At 44.8% G+C, this 20,595-nt stretch carries 20 protein-coding genes; all 20 read left to right on the forward strand.

Features of this window, described 5'->3' with window-relative positions:
- Positions 1 to 197 (forward strand): IS3 family transposase (locus tag AB840_RS12795; protein WP_048515038.1); only part of this gene is annotated, 197 nt, incomplete at its 5' end.
- 521 nt (positions 198 to 718) lie between these two features.
- Positions 719 to 985: a 30S ribosomal protein S15 gene (gene rpsO / locus AB840_RS12800; protein WP_048515237.1), complete on the forward strand. Its 267-nt coding sequence runs from the start codon at positions 719 to 721 to the stop codon at positions 983 to 985.
- Between the two features lie 155 nt (positions 986 to 1,140).
- Entirely contained in the window at positions 1,141 to 3,303 is a 2,163-nt protein-coding gene (locus tag AB840_RS12805; RefSeq protein WP_048515238.1) for a polyribonucleotide nucleotidyltransferase, read from the forward strand.
- Between the two features lie 7 nt (positions 3,304 to 3,310).
- A complete protein-coding gene (locus AB840_RS12810; protein WP_048515239.1) occupies positions 3,311 to 3,760 on the forward strand; it encodes a dCTP deaminase/dUTPase family protein in 450 nt (149 codons plus the stop codon).
- 92 nt (positions 3,761 to 3,852) lie between these two features.
- Entirely contained in the window at positions 3,853 to 4,401 is a 549-nt protein-coding gene (locus AB840_RS12815; RefSeq protein WP_048515240.1) for an NUDIX hydrolase, read from the forward strand.
- 23 nt (positions 4,402 to 4,424) lie between these two features.
- Entirely contained in the window at positions 4,425 to 5,603 is a 1,179-nt protein-coding gene (locus tag AB840_RS12820) for a phosphopentomutase (RefSeq protein ID WP_048515241.1), read from the forward strand.
- Between the two features lie 4 nt (positions 5,604 to 5,607).
- The gene (locus AB840_RS12825; protein WP_048515242.1) at positions 5,608 to 6,912 is read left to right on the forward strand and encodes a thymidine phosphorylase; all 1,305 of its coding nucleotides are present in this window, start codon (positions 5,608 to 5,610) and stop codon (positions 6,910 to 6,912) included.
- Positions 6,913 to 7,093: 181 nt separating this feature from the next.
- Positions 7,094 to 8,479: a 23S rRNA (uracil(1939)-C(5))-methyltransferase RlmD gene (gene rlmD / locus AB840_RS12830; protein WP_048515243.1), complete on the forward strand. Its 1,386-nt coding sequence runs from the start codon at positions 7,094 to 7,096 to the stop codon at positions 8,477 to 8,479.
- 248 nt (positions 8,480 to 8,727) lie between these two features.
- Positions 8,728 to 9,165 (forward strand): DUF5348 domain-containing protein, encoded by a 438-nt coding sequence (locus tag AB840_RS12835; RefSeq protein WP_048515244.1) that lies wholly within the window; start codon positions 8,728 to 8,730, stop codon positions 9,163 to 9,165.
- 148 nt (positions 9,166 to 9,313) lie between these two features.
- Positions 9,314 to 10,063 (forward strand): ParA family protein, encoded by a 750-nt coding sequence (locus tag AB840_RS12840; protein ID WP_048515245.1) that lies wholly within the window; start codon positions 9,314 to 9,316, stop codon positions 10,061 to 10,063.
- A gap of 4 nt (positions 10,064 to 10,067) precedes the next feature.
- Positions 10,068 to 11,288, forward strand: coding sequence for a ParB/RepB/Spo0J family partition protein (locus tag AB840_RS12845; RefSeq protein WP_048515246.1), 1,221 nt, complete (start codon positions 10,068 to 10,070; stop codon positions 11,286 to 11,288).
- A 27-nt stretch (positions 11,289 to 11,315) separates the two neighbouring features.
- Entirely contained in the window at positions 11,316 to 12,518 is a 1,203-nt protein-coding gene (locus AB840_RS15845) for a hypothetical protein (protein WP_053078189.1), read from the forward strand.
- A 211-nt stretch (positions 12,519 to 12,729) separates the two neighbouring features.
- A complete protein-coding gene (locus tag AB840_RS17205; protein ID WP_159445831.1) occupies positions 12,730 to 12,906 on the forward strand; it encodes a hypothetical protein in 177 nt (58 codons plus the stop codon).
- Positions 12,907 to 13,030: 124 nt separating this feature from the next.
- The gene (locus AB840_RS12855) at positions 13,031 to 14,119 is read left to right on the forward strand and encodes an ArdC family protein (RefSeq protein ID WP_048515247.1); all 1,089 of its coding nucleotides are present in this window, start codon (positions 13,031 to 13,033) and stop codon (positions 14,117 to 14,119) included.
- 58 nt (positions 14,120 to 14,177) lie between these two features.
- Positions 14,178 to 15,182 (forward strand): hypothetical protein, encoded by a 1,005-nt coding sequence (locus AB840_RS12860; protein ID WP_143745097.1) that lies wholly within the window; start codon positions 14,178 to 14,180, stop codon positions 15,180 to 15,182.
- Between the two features lie 183 nt (positions 15,183 to 15,365).
- Positions 15,366 to 16,391, forward strand: a complete 1,026-nt coding sequence (locus AB840_RS16800) for a topoisomerase DNA-binding C4 zinc finger domain-containing protein (protein ID WP_048515249.1) — start codon at positions 15,366 to 15,368, stop codon at positions 16,389 to 16,391.
- Positions 16,392 to 16,594: 203 nt separating this feature from the next.
- Complete coding sequence (locus tag AB840_RS12870) at positions 16,595 to 17,122, forward strand: DUF6431 domain-containing protein (RefSeq protein WP_268776087.1); 528 nt, start codon at positions 16,595 to 16,597, stop codon at positions 17,120 to 17,122.
- Positions 17,123 to 17,175: 53 nt separating this feature from the next.
- The gene (locus AB840_RS12875; protein WP_053078190.1) at positions 17,176 to 18,510 is read left to right on the forward strand and encodes an IS481 family transposase; all 1,335 of its coding nucleotides are present in this window, start codon (positions 17,176 to 17,178) and stop codon (positions 18,508 to 18,510) included.
- Positions 18,503 to 19,306, forward strand: coding sequence for an ExeA family protein (locus tag AB840_RS12880; protein WP_048515251.1), 804 nt, complete (start codon positions 18,503 to 18,505; stop codon positions 19,304 to 19,306). The genes AB840_RS12875 and AB840_RS12880 overlap by 8 nt, the downstream gene beginning before the upstream one ends.
- 122 nt (positions 19,307 to 19,428) lie before the next feature.
- Complete coding sequence (locus tag AB840_RS12885) at positions 19,429 to 20,190, forward strand: DUF5710 domain-containing protein (RefSeq protein WP_048515252.1); 762 nt, start codon at positions 19,429 to 19,431, stop codon at positions 20,188 to 20,190.
- The last annotated feature ends 405 nt before the right edge of the window (positions 20,191 to 20,595 follow it).

The following is a 20,595-nucleotide window of genomic DNA, read 5'->3' on the forward strand; positions in this document are numbered from 1 at the left end:
ATTCGTTGATTAAACGGGAATGGCTGAATCGGTTCCGTATCCGCGATTATCGGCATGCATATACGCTGGTATTTGAATATCTGGAAACATTTTACAATACGGTACGGATTCACAGTCACTGCGATTACATGTCGCCAGACGAATATGAAAAGTTGTATCAGCAGTGTCAGAAAAAAGATGCCTTGAGGGCAAGTTAAACCGAGGATACTTTTCTCATTTTATTTTGTACTAAATATTGACATAGGACCAAGTTACCCAATAGGAAACGTCGCATCCTTCACGGGATGCGTGGATTGAAATAAATTAATCCGTAGCTGGATGGCCCCAGATGATACGTCGCATCCTTCACGGGATGCGTGGATTGAAATATGAGCGCATTTTACCGCTTATTGAAAAACGTATGTCGCATCCTTCACGGGATGCGTGGATTGAAATGGGAGTATACCATGCTCTTACCGGGGGGTGCTAGTGTCGCATCCTTCACGGGATGCGTGGATTGAAATTTTCCCCACCGTTCCAAATGCCATACCCATGCCGTCGCATCCTTCGCGGATTCAATGAATTTGCTTTGATTTATCAAAAGATTCACAGTAAAAAACTTTACACCAGTCACTGACTATAGTATAATATTTATGTCGTACGGGTGCTCAGTGTTTCGAAGACTCCGACGTTCACTTAGCGCTTTGCGAATAAATTTATTTTTATGGAGGAAGAAAAAATGTTAAATGTAGAAGAAAAGAAAGAAATTATTGCTAAATTTGGTGCAAACGAAACTGACACGGGTTCTCCGGAAGTACAGATCGCGCTTCTTACGAGCCGTATTATCTATTTGACAGAACATTTGCGCAGCCACAAAAAAGATCATGCATCACGCCGCGGTCTTTTGAAGTTGGTTGGTCAGCGCCGGAATTTGCTCGGGTATTTGCAGAAACACAATCTGGAACGGTACCGTGCGATTCTCGAAAAACTGAACCTGCGTAAATAATATTGCACACTGTGAGGCTGATGTGGACGCATCAGCCTCTTTTTTAAGGAAAACACAGGGTGGCAGGTAGTATCATGCAGGCCCGGCAAACTATTGCTGCGGGAGCGGCCTGTACGCTAGTGCCTGACACCTGTGAAATATAAGGAGGTAACGGAATGGAAGAACAGAAATTCCAAATGGAGTTTGCCGGTCGGCCCCTCGTCATTGAAGTGGGGAAGCTGGCAAAGCAGGCAAGTGGTGCGGCTTTGGTACGGTATGGTGATACGGCGGTTTTTGTGACCGCAACAGGTTCAAAGGATGCGCGCGAAGACGCGGATTTTTTCCCTCTTACTGTCGATTATGAAGAAAAAATGTATTCGGTCGGGAAAATCCCGGGAGGATTTATTAAACGGGAAGGCAGACCTCCTGAATCGGCGACGCTCTTTGCGCGGCTCATTGACCGCCCGATACGTCCGCTGTTCCCGAAAACATACCGTCATGATGTACATGTAGTAGCGTACGATTTTTGTGTGGATCATGACAATGCGCCGGAAATCGCGGCAATGATCGGGGCATCTGTATCGTTATGCATGTCCCATATTCCTTTTGCCGGACCGATTGCCGGTGTACGTGTAGGCCGTGTTGATGGACAATTTGTTATTAATCCGACGGTAGCGCAAAGCGAAAAAAGTGAAATGGATATCGTTGTTGCAGGTACAAAGGACGCGATTCTCATGGTAGAAGGCGGCGCTGAACAAGTACCGGAAGCAGATATTCTCGACGCTATTATGGTTGCACATGAAGAAATTAAAAAAGTTGTCGAATTCCAGCTTGATTTCCTTGATAAGATCAGCACGACAAAACAGGAATTTATTGAAAAAGAAGCACCGGCAGATATTGTGGAAGCTGTTCATGCCTATGGAGAAGATGCGATGAAAACGGCTGTTTTCACTCCGGAAAAGGTAGAACGGGAAGAAAAGATGGATGCTGTGGAAGCCGATATTTATGAACATTTCGATGGAATTTATCCGGATGACCGTATCGTTATTGTGGGCATTGTCCAGAAGATGATCAAAGAAATCGTTCGCCACATGATAGCTGTCGATAAAATTCGTCCTGACGGCCGTCGTGTCAATGAAGTGCGTCCTGTAAGCTGTGAAGTGGGATTATTTAAACGGACGCATGGTACCGGACTCTTTACGCGCGGACAGACGCAGATTTTAAGCTTTGCGACACTGGCGCCGCTTTCAGAAGCCCAGCATGTCGACGGAGTGGGTCTTGAAACGGACCGCCGTTATATGCATCATTATAATTTTCCTTCCTTCTGCGTTGGCGAAACGAAATCGTCCCGTGGGCCGGGACGTCGTGAAATTGGTCATGGCAAGCTGGCTGAACGGGCGTTGACGCAGGTACTGCCCAGTGAAGAAGAATTTCCGTACGCAATCCGCGTGGTTTCGGAAGTATTGGAATCCAATGGTTCCAGCTCCATGGGGAGTGTATGCGGCAGTACGCTGGCATTGATGGATGCCGGTGTGCCTTTGCAGGCCCCTGTTGCCGGCGTGGCGATGGGTCTTGTCACGAAGGGTGAAGACTTTACGATTTTGACGGATATTCAGGGGATGGAAGATGCTCTCGGGGATATGGATTTTAAGGTAGCCGGTACGATGAAGGGTGTCACTGCGATCCAAATGGATATCAAGATCAAAGGACTCAGCCGGGATATCTTGTCGCAGGCGCTGAAACAGGCTCATGAAGGGCGTATTCATATCATGGGAAAAATGCTTCAGGCCATCAGTGAACCGCGGAAGGAATTGTCCCAGTATGCGCCTCGCATTATTTCTATGCAGATACACCCTGATAAGATCCGCGACGTCATTGGGCCGGGCGGCAAAATGATCAAGCAGATTACCGAGGAAACTGGGGCTAAAATAGATATTGATGATTCGGGCCTCGTATATATTGCTTCTGTGGAAGCCGCTGGCGGAGACAAAGCGAAGGAATGGATCGAAAACTTGACGAAAGACGTGGAAGTAGGCCAAACATATGTAGGTAAGGTCACACGCCTTATGAATTTTGGGGCATTCGTAGAAGTTCTGCCGGGTAAGGAAGGCTTGGTCCATATTTCCCAGCTTGCGCTGGAACGAGTGGAAAAGGTAGAGGACGTCGTCAATGTGGGCGATGAAATCATGGTAAAATGTGTGGAAATCGACGGGCAGGGTCGTGTCAACTTGTCTCGCAAGGCTGTTTTGGGTGGTGGTGACGAACCGCCCCGCCGCAGCAGTGGAGGTCATGGCGGACCGCGCGGCAACCGCGGCCCCCGCGACGGCCAGAGAAGGTAGGCTCGTGATGGCAGGAAGAGGATTTGAAATCGTAACAGCCTACGCCCATGCAGATATCCGTCTTCCCATCCGGAAAACAGCCGGCAGCGCCGGCTATGATCTGGAGGCGGCGGAGACAGTGGTGCTGAAGCCCCATGTTGTGACTGTTGTGCCGACAGGACTAAAAGCATTTATGGAAACGGACGAGTACTTATCTGTTTTTATCCGGTCCAGTCTGGCTTTTAAAAAAGGACTTATGCTGGCTAACGGCACGGGAATCGTAGACAGCGATTACTATAATAATACTGATAATGAAGGCCATATTATGATTGCCTATTTTAATACCAATGATGCCGCATATACCATTGAAAAAGGTGAACGTATCGGACAAGGAGTGTTTATGAAATATCTGACTGTCCATGACGATGCGGCTGCGGAAATCCGTACAGGCGGTATTGGCAGCACAGGGAAAAAATAAGATATGTGGGGCGCCGGCGGCAGGGTATGGACTCTGCCTTGCGGCGTCCTTTTCGTATATGGACTGCAGGTCCGGAAATAGGAGGCTATGCGATGAGCATCAGTACAGAAAAAATGGTTTCACGTAAGGAAATTATGAAGGGTAAGGTGCTTCATGTCACCGTCGATACCGTACGCATTAATGACAGCGATAAACTGGCTGTCCGTGAAGCTGTATGGCATTTCGGCGCTTGTGCGATTTTACCCGTAGCCGATGACGGTAGGATCATTCTGGTTCGCCAGTATCGCTATGCGGCAACACAGCCTATGCTGGAGGTGCCGGCAGGCAAGATAGAGCACAACGGGGAATCACCGGATATCTGCGCGGCTAGGGAACTGGAGGAAGAAGCCGGCGTTACGGCCGGTGAAATCCTTCCGTTGGGATATGTGTATACGTCACCAGGATTTTGCAATGAACGGATTTATCTGTATTTGGCCAGACAGCTGCACAAAGGTGCTCAACATTTGGATGATGATGAGTTTATGAATATTGAACGATACACACCAAAGGAAATGGAAGAATTGATTGCCAATAATGAGATTGTAGATGCCAAAACCATTGCCGCCTTTGAAAAATCGCGTCGGTATTTGGCCGGTATATAAAGCCCATTAAAGGAGGGATTATGATGAAGTTCAATCGTGTCGTTGTCATTGTCATGGATAGCGTCGGCGCCGGAAATGCGCCGGATGCCGCGGCCTTCGGTGATACCGGAGCCAATACGCTGGGCCATATTGATAGTCACGTTCCAGGCGGGCTGGCTGCGCCGAACCTGCGTCGTCTGGGTCTGGGACAGGTAGCGCAGATTCATGCTGTCGAAACAGAGGTTGTTGGATCATATGGACTTATGCAGGAAATATCTGCCGGAAAGGATACGACGAGCGGTCATTGGGAATTTATGGGTAATCCGGTAGAAACACCTTTTCCCGTATTTCCTAACGCATTTCCCCAGGACGTATTGCAGTCCTTTACGGAAAAAACGGGCTGCTCTTATATCGGCAATGAGGTTGCCTCCGGAACAGAAATTATTGAACGCCTGGGGCAGGAACATTTTCGTACGAAAGCGCCTATTGTATATACCTCGGCGGACAGTGTTTTCCAGATAGCGGCCCATACAGATGTGATCCCTCTGAAAAAATTATATCGAATATGTGATATTACGCGCCATGAAGTATGTGTAGGTGACTATGAAGTGGGACGCGTCATTGCCCGGCCTTTCGTCGGTACGCCGGGAGCCTTTGTCCGGACCGGCGACCGCCGTGATTACAGCCGCATGCCTAAGCGGAAGATGGTCTTTGAATATTTGACCGAAAAAGGGCTGTGTGTCGTCGGTGTCGGTAAAATAGGTGATATTTATGCTCACATTGGCTTGACAGAATCATACCACACAGCCAATAATACGGAAGATATGGCCGAATTGACGAAGCAGCTGCTGGCGCATCGTCATCAATCAGGTCTCCTAATGGCAAATTTTGTCGATTTCGACAGTCAGTACGGTCATCGCCGCAATGTACCAGGATATGCCCAATGCATTGAAACTTTTGATACCGCCTTGGGAACCTTCCTTTCTCTGATGCAGGAAGATGAACTTCTCATCATTACGGCAGATCACGGTAACGATCCGACGTGGCACGGTACGGATCATACGCGGGAACGGGTGCCATTGCTGCTGTATAGCCCGGGACTGCGGGAGGCTGTTGATTTAGGTGTACGCCAGACGTATGCTGATCTGGGTCAGACGATTATGGATAATTTCCGGGCCGGCCGCCTTGCGGAAGGAACTTCCTTTTTATCAGAGCTGAGGTGATAGCATGTGGCCTGTAGAATGTATTGAACATAAACGGGATGGAAATATTCTGACAAAAATAGAAATAGATCGGTTTATTCAGGACTATACGAATGGAACAATAGCCGACTATCAAGCGGCGGCATGGCTGATGGCGGTTTTTCTGCGCGGCATGAATGCCCGGGAAACTACGGATCTGACCATGGCCATGGCCCATTCCGGGGACCTGGTGGATTTGTCATCTATTCCCGGTATCAAAGTGGATAAGCACAGTACAGGCGGTATTGCCGACACGACGACGCTTATCGTTGCGCCTCTCGTTGCCGCTGCCGGGGTTCCTGTAGCTAAAATGAGCGGCCGCGGTCTGGGATTTACCGGCGGCACCGTAGATAAGCTGGAATCCATTCCGGGATTTCATATCGAACTATCTGAACAGCAGTTTCTCCGGCAGGTGCGCAGCATCGGCATCGCCGTTATCGGGCAGTCGGCGGAAATCGCGGCGGCGGATAAACTACTCTATGCGCTGCGGGATGCGACAGGCACGGTGGAAAGTATGCCCCTCATTGCCAGCTCCATTATGAGCAAAAAAATTGCTGCGGGTGCCGATGCCATCGTACTTGATGTGAAATACGGTGATGGTGCGTTTATGAAAACTAAGGAAAATGCGCGCCGCTTGGCACACACTATGGTGGAAATCGGAACATTAGCAGGGCGTCCTACACGGGCTGTTGTTACGTCTATGGAAGCTCCCTTGGGAACCGCTATCGGCAACAGCCTGGAGATAGATGAAGCGGTGGAGGCCCTGGCCGGAAAAGGCGGCCGCCGTCTCATGGAAGTCGTCAGCGCCATTGGGGCACAGATGCTCATCGTCGGGGGCAAGGCTGCTGACGAAGCGGAAGGCCGGAAAAAGATAGAAGAACTGGTCCGCTCGGGAAGAGGCTTAGCCAAGTTTGCGGAATTTGTCAAAGCCCAGGGCGGCAGTACCGCGTGGATCGGCAAACGGCCCCTGACAAAGGCAAGTCAGGTATTTACGGCAGTCTGCACGGATGTAGGATGTATTACGGAAATTCATGGACGAGCTCTCGGTGATATTGCCATGTCCATGGGCGCCGGCCGGGCCCGCAAGGAAGATGCCATTGATCCGATGGTGGGAATCCGTCTCTTTAAAGAACTGTATGACGAAGTGCGTCCGGGCGAGCCGCTGTTTACGATCTATGGCAAGGCCGATGCCGATATGACCGCCATCGCCCAAAAAATAGCCGGTCATATCATCGTGACGCCGTCCCAGGCCGCGCAGATGGAACCGGTTGTCAGTGAAATGATTTTTTAGTAATTAGTAATTAGTGGTTAGTAGGTAGTAGGTAGTGCTTGGTAATTGGTGGATTGTGAATCTCTCTATCTGATAGCGCGTAGGGCGCTCGATGTATCGAGCCCGTTTTACGAACGACCAGCCACCAACGACCAGCCACTAACTACCAACTACTAGCTCTTACCTCGAAAGGATAGATTTCATGATTCCAAACAGGCCCATTCCCGTACAAAAAGGGAAAACCTATACGATAGATATACTGCGTCTCGGATCCAATGGAGAAGGCGTGGGACGATATGAGAATTTTACGGTATTTGTTCCCTTGGCACTGCCGGGAGAAACAGTGCAAGCCCGCGTTACGCTGGTAAAAAAACAATATGCAGGCGCGGTACTGACAGAAATCACTAAACCATCACCGGACCGGGTGCAGCCTCTCTGCCCCGTCTATGACTGCTGCGGCGGCTGTCAGCTCCAGCACCTCAGCTATGACGGGGAACTGAAAGAAAAACGGCAGCAGGTACAGGATGCGTTGGAACGAATCGGTCATTTGCCGGATGTGAAGGCTCTGCCCGCATTGGGGTCAGCCAGCCCTTGGGCATACCGCAATAAAATGCAATTTCCTGTCGCTTCCGCCGGCAAGGGAAAATTGGCAATCGGCTGTTTTGCGGCAGCGACACATCAAGTCATTGACGTGACCTCCTGTGCCATTCAAAAGGATGCCAATAACCAGATCGCAGCTATTGTCCGCCAGTGGATGAAAGAGTACAAAATTCCCGCATATGATGAAGATAAGCGTACGGGCATCGTCCGTCATATCATGGGACGAGTCGGCGTCCATACGGGAGAAATCATGGTCTGTCTGGTGACGGCCGGTGTCATGGTACCCCATATGAAGGATCTGGTGCGCATGCTCCGCAGCGCCCTGCCGGGACTTAAAAGCGTCGTGCAAAACGTCAATACGCGCCACACCAATGTCATCCTCGGACCGAAAACAAGGGTTGTTTTCGGCGCGCCAACAATTCACGACTCCATCGGTCCCCTGACCTTCAATATCTCCGCCCAATCCTTCTTTCAGGTCAACAGCGAACAAGCCCAGCGCCTCTATGAAACGGCCCTGGAATTTGCCGGGCTCCAGGGAAATGAAATCGTAGTCGACGTCTATTGCGGTACCGGTACGATCACGCTTTTCCTGGCGCAAAAAGCAAAACAAGTCTATGGCATAGAAATCGTAGCCCCGGCTATTAAAGACGCCATCCAAAACGCCAGAGACAACCATATCTATAATGCTGAATTCATTCTCGGTGACGCCGCCTATACCCTTCCTGAACTCATCCAAAACGGCATCCATCCCGACGTCGTAGTCCTTGATCCCCCCAGAGCCGGCTGCGATGAAAAAGTCCTCCATGCCATCGCCAGAACCAAACCCAATCGGGTCGTCTACATATCCTGTAACCCTGCAACACTGGCAAGAGACCTAGCCTATATGGATCAGCATGGGTATAAGATGGTAAAAGTGCAGCCAGTGGACATGTTTTCGAGGACCCATCACGTCGAGTGTGTAGCGTTGATACAACGCCGTACTATGTAGAAATCCTTAATTTCCGGTACTTCTACCGCCATTGCGTCTTTGTAAAAAAGGATGGTTTTGAGCGTAAAAAGGTAGTTAAGGACTACATCAATGTCTCGGTAGTTATCAACCTAGTATGAGTAGACACAATAAATTGCTTATTTGATCAGTCAAGAGATTTTGATTCTACAATAAAATAATGAGTTTATTATTAGACGTTCAATATTCGTATTGGGCGTCTTTTTTATTTACAAAAGGAGGAAATAGAAGTGTTGAAACAAGGTATGATTGAACGACTTAGAGAGGCTGCTCCAATAATTCAGGAACTTGTTGATGATTTAGCATGGATTCAAAACGAATTTAATCCGGAAAAAGCAACAGAAGAGGAGAGAACCTATGTGAAGCATTTATTAGGATTAGGCGGCAATTGTTTCGATGAAAGTGATTGGCGCTTAAAGCGAATGTATGCAGCTGTAGGAAAAACAGGGCGCTTAGTTCGAAATGCAGCCGGTAGGTTCGAAATGGAAGGCACAGACATTGAATTCACGTGTGGTAGTAGTTGTGAAGTTTATGCACCGTATTTCTCAGATGAAGAAGAATGGATGACTTGGCTTCCCACGTCTATTGAACATAGTGGCAATTATTATTTTACGGCACGGCCAGATATGAAACTGGAAGGTGCTTTAGTAAGGATCAAGGGCAGATGAAAATAGGTATGAAAAAAGCACTATCAGCGGCTAACTGATAGTGCTCTCGTGAAAATTTGTTATAAACAAATTCCGTTTCTTAAGATTTATTATAGCAGATTTTCGCTTGATTTGTATAGAAAAGTTAAGCGAGAGGACTTGAAAATTTATGAAAACATTTTCGTTCATCAACAAAAAAGGCGGCGTTGGCAAAACAACGATTACCGTTAATATGGCGTATGCCATAGCAGCAAGCTGCGATTTAAGAGTGCTGGTTATAGATAATGACGATCAGGGGAATGATTCACAGTTCTTTGATGCAGATCCGAAAAAATCTTTAGCAGATATCCTGTTAGGCAAGGCAGATATTCAAGATGTTATCCAGCCTACGCGCTATCCGAATATTGACATTGTTGCCAGTGGTGCCGCTTTACTGGATGCCAATGTGGCTGTCATAAAAGATGAAGAAATTGTGCAGCAGACCATTTTAAAAGAGTCTTTGGAAAGGGTTGCCGCAAATTACGATGTATGTCTTATCGATAACCCTCCGACAATTAATGCTTCCGTTATCAATGCCTTAGTAGCCAGTGATGAAGTCATCATTGTGACGACACCGGATATTTATGGGATTCGTGGTGTTTCTCAGATGGCCGACTATATAGAAGCAATTAAGGAATATAATCCTGCCCTGCGGTTTCGTGGCTGCCTTCTCAATAAATTTTCTTCTACCCCGCATGGGTTCCGCTGTATTGAGCTATTAGAAAGTCAGTTTCCCTTATTTAGAGCGAGAATTCGTTACACGAAAGATAAGCTGGAAGCATCGGCAGAAGAAAGAAAATCTATTTTTGAGTATTCGCCTAATTGTGGTTTTGCACGGGATCTTGTGCAATTTTTAAAAGAACTTTTAGCGGGGGAATGAAACCATGAAAAAACAGTCAGCAAGCTTAATTGCAAAGCTTTTAAATAAAAATTCTCAGCCGGGACAGGGCAGCAGTAATGACCTTAAGACTACGGAAGAAATCATCATGCGAGACGTTCATGAACTGGTGCCGAATCCTAAGAATGAAAAGTATAGTCTGGATAATATTGAAGATTTGGCGATGATGATCCAGCTTACCCATAATATAGAGCCAATTATTTTAAAGACGATGGAGGATGGCCGATTTATGATTACCAGCGGCCATCGTCGCCGCTTAGCACAGATATATCGTTTGGAACAAGGCATGATAGATAATCCAATGGTTCCGACCATTACACGGGAAATCATCAATGATTTTGAGGATGCTATAACGGATGACGAAATGGAAACGTTGAATATCGTGTTTCCGAATAAAGGGCAGCGCAGAAATTTGACACCTTCACAGGAAGCGGATGAAATTGCACTGATTAAGCCAATCATTAAAAAACTTTATGATTATCAGAAGGCAGCCGGGAATATTGACGGTAAGTTTCGTCCTTATTTTGCCAATATCCTTGGTATTTCAGAAACTTCTTTGCAGCGTAAAGAAGCGATTCGAAAGGTATCGGAGGAAGTTAAGGTCGAGGTTGATGCCGGTAATATTACGGCTACGGCTGCAGCAGAACTGGCAAGCATGGATACAGAAGAGCAAAATTCGGTAGTTGAAGCGATTAAGGACCGGGGCGAAGAAATTACGGTGCAGGCCGTAAAAGAAGAAAAGAAAAAAGTAGTCTTTGCGCCTAAAAAAGACTTTACTCCTGTTGTAAAAGAGAGTCCGGCAGAATGTGAACTAGAGGATGAGGGGCAGACAAAACTCTTCGATCAAGAGCAGAAAACGGAGCTGGATGAAAATGACGGCGTGAATTACGGGGGAAATGTGCTTAATGATATGCCGCCTATACAAAATCAAGAAATGACAGATAAAGATTTTTCTGCGAAAATGTGGCTTCAGCAAGAAATTGCTGAAAAACTAAAAGACGCTGAACAACGGCTTTCTATAGAAACTCATGAGAAAACAGAAGAAGAGTGTCAGGAATGGCAGGCACGTGTCAAGGTAATAAAAGATGTCTTGGCTTATTTAGACGGCGTTGGTTGTTCTGATGAATGCGAAGCGTGTTGTAATGATTGTGATCGGCCCTGTGAGCATTCGAAAAGCTTTCAAGCCACAAATACTATGAATAAATAAAGATCTGCAGTTGGGAGAGAGAAGAAAATGAGTAAATTATTGATTAATGAAGTCCCGTTGATGTGCCTTCCCAGCCTTGCAGTAAAAATCGGCTTGAATGAAGCGCTTTTTATACAGCAGCTGCACTATTGGGTAGATCGCAGTAAAAATATTATCGATGGTCGGCAATGGGTGTATAACACGATGGCAGACTGGTCAAAGCAATTTCCCTTTTGGTCGCAGAAGACTTTATCACGGACGATTTCAAATTTAGAAAAACAAAAATTGGTTGTCTCCGGCAACTACAATCAAAAAGGCTATGATCGTACAAAGTGGTACACGATTGACTATGGTGCATTGGAACGGCTAGAAAAGGAGGAGCCGGAAACGGAAAATCATGAAGAATCAGAGCCAGATGTATTAGGAGAAAATGATGCTGCCGTTAGTGACCAGTCCATAGGGACAAAATGTCCACATGAAGAAAATCAAGGGTTCGCAGGTACTATGGGCGATGCTGCTGTTGGTGACCAGTCCATAGGGACAAAATGTCCACATGAGGAAAATCAAGGGCTCACGGATACTGTGGGAGATGCTGCCGTTGGTGACCAGTCCATAGGGACAAATTGTCCTTATGAGGAAAATCAAGGCTTGCCGAATTCTTCGGTGCAAAATACCCAAAATGGTAGTTTCATAGGGACAAGTTGTCCAGATCCATCCGGTCATTTTGTCCCTATGGAATCAGACAATCTGTCCTCACCAATACCAGAGAATAACAACAGAGAATTCTCAGAAAAAACAACAACAAACAGAAGTGAGGAACTTGCTGTTGCTAAAAATATGGTTAATATAAAAGATTCATTGGAAAGCTTATTTTTGTTAATGCCAAGTTATGGTATTGCGCTTGCTACTGCAAAGAAATTTATTGCTGAATACGGTCTTGTTGCAGTTGAACAACAATTTGAACTTCTTAAAAAGGCCTTGCAGAAGGGAAAGATAAACAATCCTGCTGGTTGGCTCCATATGGCTTTACGGGAGGGATATGTCGATGTTCCAGCTGCGTTTAAGCAGCTTCAGGAAGAAAAGAAGGCTGCCATGCGAGAGAAGGCAGCAGAAATAGAACGGCAGCAAATTGCTGAGCTGGAGCGAGAGGCGGAAGAAGAAGCCAAACAATTTGAACTTCCTGAGAATAGTCCGTTTCATGCCTTTCTTGCAAAATTAAAAAAAGAGCAGGATGAAAAAAGTATGGTGTAAATGTCAAAAGTAGGTGTCCATAATGGACACCTGCCTGGCTATCGGCAAATTTAATCTTGGGGTATCACAGCAGTATCGTATAAAAAGTACCAACTTTGCTCCTGTTTCTTAGAATACGTCGATTTGATTGGGGTCCATAATGGACACCCGATTCGGTTTGTAATAATTTTTTATGGGGAAAATCAATGTGCTGGTCAAGGATGTGGATTGAATGAGGGTGGAATTTATTGAAAACGGCAGGAAACTTATATCGACCAATCGAGGCGTATTCAAGGATAACGAGCTTATTTGGTATGATAATGCCTATATTTTGAGTCTCAAATTTGATGAGGAAAAGGTCGAAATTGTGATGAAAAAGATACCAAAAGCAGGAGGTGAAGTGCGATGAAGGCGGAAAAAACTGCGGAAGATTATGGGATGGAATTAAATGAACAGGTACTGACCGAGGAAGAACAAGCAGAATTGGCTCAGGAATCCGATGAAGAAAATGCGAAACGTTAGGGGATGAAGATATGCCGTTACCAGAGCATGTGCAGGAGCAGCGGAATGCTCTTGTGGAAAAAGTAATAAAAGACATGGAGGCAGGGAAGCCGTTCTTTTGGGATTCTGAACACTTTGGCAGGCCTGCTCATAATATGGCGCTTGGTGCATCCTATCGTGGGCTTAATCGTATGAGACTGATGATTGCAGCAAAGGATAAAGGTTACACGGATAGTCGTTGGTGCACCTATAAACAGGCGCAAGAAAAAGGCTGGCAGGTCAAGAAAGGTGAAAAGGGCACTCATATTGAATGGTGGGCGAAGTCAGTCACAGTCAAAGAATTAAATCCAGAGACAGGCGAAGAAGAGAAAAAATTGAAAGAATTGGATCATCCCTTGGTTAAATTCTATACAGTATTCAATGCACAGCAAATGGAAGGGGTTCTGCCAGAGCATCCGTTGACCATTGATGAAAATGAGAAAAATAGATATATGGAAAACATGCTGAAAAACAGTGAGGCAAAAATTTTCTTTGATCAGAGCAATCGGAATTTTTATAGCTCTACGACAGATGAAATCCATGTATTACCGCGAGAAAAATTTAAGACGCTGGATGGCTTTTATGCGACTTGTGCTCATGAAATTGCCCATAGTACCGGACATTCTACTCGGATGAACCGGGATATGTTCAATTTTGAAAAAAGTGAATATGCGAAGGAAGAACTGCGGGCAGAGCTTGCCTCAACGTTTTTGCAGCAGCAGTATGGAATCAAATTTGATGAAAAGCATTATGAGAATCATGCTGCATATTTGCAGTCTTGGGCCAAAGTTTTAAAAGATGATCCCAATGAATTGTATCGGGCAGCTTCCAAAGCACAAGAAATGGCCAATTACATTGAGAAGAACATGCTTTTGAAAGGTCTTGAACAAGTAACGCCCAAAATGCTGGAAAGTGTCAATGAAGTACCGATTCTTAGTAAAGAAGTCAAGGAACCGGCAAAGGTATCGCCATTTCAGGAGATCGCAGATCGGGCAATGGCGAAGAAAAATCGGCAGCAACGTAAGCAAAAATTGCAAGTTTCGATAAAGGATAAATCCAAGCAGGCAGAAATGGCACGATGATACAAAGGGAAGGGGGTCTATAATGGACACCTTTGGAATTTGGAGGGAGAAAATTAATATGGAAAAAGATTTATGGCAAATAATTGATGAAGCTGATGCACAAAATTATGGCAACCTTGCTAGTCGGCTAAAACACGATATGGAAAAAAGCGTACAGGCTACGGTGGATAAATCCCCGGAACCCGTGCGCCGTGATATTGGTAAGGCCTCTGAGAATTTGTATGAAAAGATGGATCAGTTTTCGCAGGCAGAGCAGGAGTATGTACCATCGCCGAAAACGTGGCTAGAGTATGAACCAAAACATGAGGCTATTAAGGAAAATCTCCAGAATTTACGGGCGATACAGAAGAAAACAAGTTCTGAGCAAGATATTATGGCTGCGTCGAATAAAACGGTAGATTCCTTTCAGCAAGCCAGTATTTTTCTACAAACGGAATATGAAAAACTTGTGGAACGTGAACGACAAGTTCAGATGGAAATGAAACAAATCAAGAATATTATTGAGCAGATGCAGACAAGAGGCAGTTCGCCAGAAAATCTGCAGAATTTAATGGTGAATGGCAAAAAGTTTGTTTCTGATATAGAAAATCTGTGTGAAGATATTCATTGGCAAAAGCCAGTTATTGCGGCTGCTTTATGGAAAGAGGCGCGCGAGCAGGTAAAGCAGGTTTATACTGGCATTCAGGAAATGCCAGATAAAATAAAAACTGCAGTTCGAGATAAGGCCTATAGCATGGTAGATCAGGCTGTTCAAAAAACTTCTTCCATTTTTGATAAAGGTATTCAATATTTGCAGTTGAAGAAAGAAAGCATTTTAAATCTTTCACCACTGGAAAAGAAACGTCAAGCTGCAGAAAGAGGAACACAGGAAGAAAACCAAACAGTAGAGCAGCAGGTGGTTCAGCGTGTACCTGAGCTAGTGAAGGGAAAAAGATTGCCATCCATTCAGGATAAGGGTTTTGATAATAAAATTAGTATTAAAAAACCAAGAAAAGTGCTTTTGCGCGTTGAATCTAAAGCAAATATGCGTAATCAGGAACATGAACGGGAAAGATCTATCTGATTAACGTTTTATACAAACTAAAAGGATCTGTCGCATTTAATGTGACAGATCTTTTTAGTTTGTATAAAAATTAAATGTTTTATGGTGGTATAATATTACAGTAAAAAGATTTAGGAAGTGATTATATTGAACATAGAAAATTATATTGAATAATTTATAAAAATAGGAAAGGAATCTGTAAATATGTTCGTAAAACAGTTTCATATGATTTATGCTCTACATAATGGAAATCTGGTACATATATCAAATGTTTCTAATGGGTTAAAATGTGAATGTTTCTGTCCGGCTTGTAATGGAAAATTGATCGCCAAAAAAGGAAAAGTTATGATGCATCATTTTGCACATTATGACTCAGAAGAATGTAAATATGGATATGAAACATCATTGCATTTAGCAGCAAAACAAATGATAATGGAACATAAAAAAATTATGATTCCAGCTGTTTATCTTAATTTTCCAGGAAGCGGTAGGGAAAGAATATTGCTTTCGAAAGCAAAGGAAATCAAGGTTGATCAAGTGCTTTTAGAGCAGCGGCAGGAAAGTATTATTCCAGATGTTGTTTTGATTAGTGATCAGAAAAAAATATATGTAGAAATTTATGTTACACATGCTGTTGATACAGATAAGACATTGAAAATAAAAAATAGTGGAATATCAACAATAGAAATAGACTTAAGTGCTTATAAGCAAAGTTTAGAAAAAGAGGATTTGGAAAAAATTATCTTCGAAGATTCAGAACAGAAAAAATGGATTTACAATAGCTTTGAAAAAGAATGTCTACAAAAGTTTATAAGCGTAGCTAAGCCTATGCCAATTATTTCTCGTGGATATACTGAACATGTAGATTATTGTCCAATGAGCAGACGGAAATGGCATGGCAAGCCATATGCTAATTTTATAGATGATTGTTGTGGGTGTGAATTTTGTATCTCTGCAGCAGAAGATAAGATTTTTTGCTCAGCAGAAGCTGGGATAGCGGAGATGGAAGATTTTCGAAAAAATATGGAAGAGCGAAAGCTGTTTTATATGAATAAAGCTGACGATGAAAGATATGATTGTTTTTCAAAGAGAATTTGCCCCAATTGTGGAGGGAAACTTGTAGAGCGTATGGGGAGATACGGAGAGTTTTGGGGCTGTGACAATTATCCGCATTGTAGATTTACAGTAAATATTGATAAAGAGACAGGTGAAATTATCATGAAATCATGATTAACAAATTTTCAAAGTCTTGTTACGTAGGATATTGATTTTACTAAGTAGGAGTGTTTCAGCCCGAAGCAGGTGTCCTAAAAAAGCTTTACAACAGTGGCCAATTGGAATATGCTCAGGAAAAATGAGCAAAGGAAAAAGTCCCAACAGACAACCCCCTCCGACCAAAGACGTGGTTGCACTGCGGGACTCCCAAAAACATCTTGAGTTTACCACAGCAGAACCTATCTTCGCAAGAGGAAATTCAGTGCCCATATTGTCACGGCCCGGCTAGCGGAAATGGCTGGCGAAAGCGCCATGTGATTCGGCAAGGAGAACCGTGCTGGTATGAGGTAAGGCGCGGCATTTGTCGCGCAAGGTGCCGTAGCAATTTCACCATACTTTTGGAATGCATGCTGCCGCATAAACATTACTGCGCACAAGACATTGAAGATTCTCTAGCTACTCTGGAAAACGGTGCGGCGGTCAACGGTGTCTCTTGTGGAGCAGAAGAAAGTACATTGCGGCGCTGGCAAAAAGAATTTCGTTCGGTTTTACCAATCTTGGCGGCAAAACTGGAAGCATTAGCCCAGAATTGGTTTGAACGAAAAATCCCGCTTGGCATCGAGGTAGCCTCACCCTTGCTCCATCTGAAACATTCACTCGCGTTGTTGGAAGAAGCCCCGGATGGCTGGACGGTGTTGGGCCGATCTTTTTTTCAATCCCGGGCCCACCCACTTTGCCTTGGGTGACCGATGCAAAATCGGTAGACTGGTATCAACAGAAATAAAGGAGTTGATACCGGATGAAAAAAGACAAAGAGTTGGACTGGGGACGTGAAGAAGCCCTAAAACGATTTAGTCTTATCGCACCTTTAATGGAAGAAGATTTACCGGGGATAGAAAAAGCCCGCCGAAAAACGGTTCTTTTATCGGAAAAATCTGTTTCGGAACGCACGCTGCGGCGTTGGCTGGCCGCTTACCGCCAAGGCGGATTTGACGCCTTGGTACCAAAAGAACGCAAAGATAAAGGAAGTTGCCGGGCTATCTCGCCGGAGGTACTGGCACTGGCTGAGGAATGCCGTAAAGAACTCCCCCGGCGCAGTGCCGGTCTCATTCGAGATTGGCTAAAAACGCAGGGGTACACGGTAGCTCGTTCCACATTGGAGCGGCATCTGCGGCAAAATGGACTGTCCGGACGCGCGCTAAAAGCCCAGGCGCAAAAGGCGGGTCACCGACGGTTTGCTCGTATCGGACGATGTTCCCTGTTTCAGACCGACATCAAGTATGGTCCTTATATTCCCGATCCCAAACATCCAGCCAAAAAGATTCGGACCTACTTGCTGGTCATTATTGACGACGCCACCCGAATGGTGGCGCATGCTGAATTTTACGATAACCAAAAACTGCCCATTTTAGAAGATGTTTTGAGAAAAGCTATCCAAAAATGCGGCAGTCCCAAAGCTCTCTACGCAGATAATGGGAAAATATTTATCTCAACCTGGTTGAAGCTGGCTTGTGGTCGCTTGAATATTCGACTGCTCAATACCAAGCCCTACAGCCCAGAATCAAAGGGCAAAGTCGAACGGTTTAACCGGACGGTGGAACAATTTATCTCTGAAGTGGCACTTCAGAAGCCGCAGAGCCTCAAAGAGCTCAATGAACAATTTCGGATTTGGTTGTCGGAGGGCTACCATCATCAGCCCCACAGCGCCATCGGCGGCAAAACACCGGCCGAAGCTTTCGCCCAGGACACCACGCCGCTTCGGTTTCACACCCTTGAAGCCCTGCAAGATGCCTTTTTATGGGAAGCCGAGCGTACTGTGGACAAAAGCGGCTGTCTGAAGCTGGAAGGGCAGGTCTATGAAGCCGGGATCGAATACCTTCGCAAAAAGGTCATCTTGCGATATGACCCCTTTGACTTATCGGTTGCCCAGCTATGGTATCGGGGGCAAAAAGCCAAACTGATCACCCCGCTCCAAATCGGTGAAAGCAATCATGTTGGTGAAAAGACCTTGAAACATATGGAAGTAACCAGTGAATCAAGGATTTTAAAAGCCTACGCGCAAGAACATCAAAGGCGGTTCCGGCGAAATCTGGGCGCATTTAGCCTCCGTCAGGAGGTATCTACCCGTGTTTGAAGCCTTCTTTAGCTTTACAGGCACTCCCTTTAGCCGTAATATTCCAGTGGCGGAACTTATGCAAACCGACGGACGCAGTGAATTGCACGGTCGACTGCAGTATGTTGCCCGCATGCGGGCCTTCGGAGTATTTACCGGCGATGCCGGCACCGGAAAAACTACAGCGATTCGGAAATTTGCCCAGGAGCTTGATTCCAATCGCCACCGAATTTTATATCTTTCCGACTCCTCGTTGACACCCCGGAACTTTTATTGGGAAATCTTGCATCAACTCGGATGTCAGCCGCGCTTTTATCGGGGCGATGCCAAACGGCAACTGCAAAAAGCGCTGGCTGATTTGACAGACGCAGATAAGAAAACACCCGTCATTATTGTCGACGAGGCACATTTGTTGTCAAGGGAAATGCTGGAAGAAATACGTTTTCTCTTGAACCTACGAATGGATTCCTACAGCGCCCTGGCTCTGATTCTGATCGGCCAGACCGAATTGAAAGAGACGCTAAAGTTGCAGGTCCATCAGGCCATTTCCCAGCGGGTAGATGTTCGCTTCCACTTGCTCCCGCTGGAAAGAACGGAAACCACCGATTACGTAAAAAGACATTTGGCCGCTGTGGAGTCTCCTGCTGATATCTTCACGCCTGCGGCTTTGGGTGTCCTTCATGAATACACCGGGGGCATTCCCCGAAGAATTAACAAGGTTGCCACCGCCTCTTTAATGGCTGCATCCGGCGCACAGCAACGTTTGATTGATGATCATCTAATACGGGTCGTGATTGAGAGCGAGTTTGAAGCTTAACACCAAGCGGGGCAGGGCTTATCCCCTGCTCCGGCCAATTAGTTCAAGCGGATTTAGTGGCCAACAATTCCGAGTACTTCTCGGCCAAGCAAACCGAGCCGCTACAAGTAGGAGGAATGTATATGTTGCTTTTAGATGTTCCTTATGGGGAAAAAGATACTGTAAAGGCTTTAGGAGCTAAATGGAATTCTGAAATAAAACGCTGGTATGTAAAGAATCGTTCTGATTATTATAAGTTTTTAAAATGGATTCTTAACAAAACTAATAATGGAGAAATAGAATTTCTTTGTGATTATATATACATTGTGGAAAGTAAACAAATCTGCTATAAATGTCGGCAGGAAACTCCTGTTATTTGCTTTGGTGTAGAACGCTCTTTTTGCCTTGATTACGAAAGTTATTATGACGAAGATAATAACTTACTTAATCAAAGTGAGACTGAATCAGTTGAATTTGATAATGAAATTCATATAATGCCTGCATTTTCTCCAATTCCAGAAAGTTTATTAAAGTATTTGGAGCAACATTTTCATTATCATATGGGTTATTCAAATTTTCGTGGGTGTAGTTATCTGGCGAATCATTGCCATCGTTGTGGTAAACTTCAGGGAAATCATTTCTTATTTGATGAGCCGGAGAGTCCTTTTTATATTGATTCTGCAAAAGCTGCAGCACAATTAAAGCTATACCAAATCTTTCTGCCTTATGATTTACCAGTATATGCAGAAATTACCTTTGGTTCTGAAGATATGTATATAAAAAAATGTGCTCCAATTTATCGTTTAGATATTCATACCAATAAAGTAGAATTAGAATCAGAACCTGTACTTTCTTTAGATGAAATTCTTAACCTCTCTTCAGGTACATATTTCTCTATAAAATAAATTATGTTTATATAAAAAATATAGAGATCACTTCCATGGATAGTATAGTTTGGATCTGTGGAAGTGGTCTCTATCTATAAAAAAAGTTTTTTAAAAATTTATTTAATACGACATAGCCCAAGCCCCAATGGTAAAATAAAGTAAAGGCAATATTAATTAATGTAAACTGCACAAACCAATAGTGTGCATAACTGCAGTATTCATCAGTGTTTCGTAGTATAATACGTGCATGAGTATGGTGGAAAACAGCTCAAAATCCTTGCACACAGGTGATATAACATGTATAAAACTCCTTCTAAACAACTTTCCTTCGAAGATTTTAATCAGCCCTTGGGATTACAAATGGATCCGAACAACCGTTGGATCAAGAAAGCAGCATTCATTCCGTGGGACCTGGTAGAAAAG

The sequence above is a fragment of the Megasphaera cerevisiae DSM 20462 genome (assembly GCF_001045675.1).
Taxonomy (GTDB): Bacteria; Bacillota; Negativicutes; order Veillonellales; family Megasphaeraceae; genus Megasphaera; species Megasphaera cerevisiae.

Coding starts and splice junctions, on each gene's coding strand:
- AB840_RS17205 (WP_159445831.1), top strand. CDS start 12,730: ATGAGGGTGGAATTTATTGAAAACGGCAGGAAACTTATATCGACCAAT.
- AB840_RS12885 (WP_048515252.1), top strand. CDS start 19,429: ATGTTGCTTTTAGATGTTCCTTATGGGGAAAAAGATACTGTAAAGGCT.
- rlmD (WP_048515243.1), top strand. CDS start 7,094: ATGATTCCAAACAGGCCCATTCCCGTACAAAAAGGGAAAACCTATACG.
- AB840_RS12845 (WP_048515246.1), top strand. CDS start 10,068: ATGAAAAAACAGTCAGCAAGCTTAATTGCAAAGCTTTTAAATAAAAAT.
- AB840_RS12860 (WP_143745097.1), top strand. CDS start 14,178: ATGGAAAAAGATTTATGGCAAATAATTGATGAAGCTGATGCACAAAAT.
- rpsO (WP_048515237.1), top strand. CDS start 719: ATGTTAAATGTAGAAGAAAAGAAAGAAATTATTGCTAAATTTGGTGCA.
- AB840_RS12875 (WP_053078190.1), top strand. CDS start 17,176: ATGAAAAAAGACAAAGAGTTGGACTGGGGACGTGAAGAAGCCCTAAAA.
- AB840_RS15845 (WP_053078189.1), top strand. CDS start 11,316: ATGAGTAAATTATTGATTAATGAAGTCCCGTTGATGTGCCTTCCCAGC.
- AB840_RS12810 (WP_048515239.1), top strand. CDS start 3,311: ATGGCAGGAAGAGGATTTGAAATCGTAACAGCCTACGCCCATGCAGAT.
- AB840_RS12815 (WP_048515240.1), top strand. CDS start 3,853: ATGAGCATCAGTACAGAAAAAATGGTTTCACGTAAGGAAATTATGAAG.
- AB840_RS12825 (WP_048515242.1), top strand. CDS start 5,608: ATGTGGCCTGTAGAATGTATTGAACATAAACGGGATGGAAATATTCTG.
- AB840_RS16800 (WP_048515249.1), top strand. CDS start 15,366: ATGTTCGTAAAACAGTTTCATATGATTTATGCTCTACATAATGGAAAT.
- AB840_RS12840 (WP_048515245.1), top strand. CDS start 9,314: ATGAAAACATTTTCGTTCATCAACAAAAAAGGCGGCGTTGGCAAAACA.
- AB840_RS12820 (WP_048515241.1), top strand. CDS start 4,425: ATGAAGTTCAATCGTGTCGTTGTCATTGTCATGGATAGCGTCGGCGCC.
- AB840_RS12855 (WP_048515247.1), top strand. CDS start 13,031: ATGCCGTTACCAGAGCATGTGCAGGAGCAGCGGAATGCTCTTGTGGAA.
- AB840_RS12805 (WP_048515238.1), top strand. CDS start 1,141: ATGGAAGAACAGAAATTCCAAATGGAGTTTGCCGGTCGGCCCCTCGTC.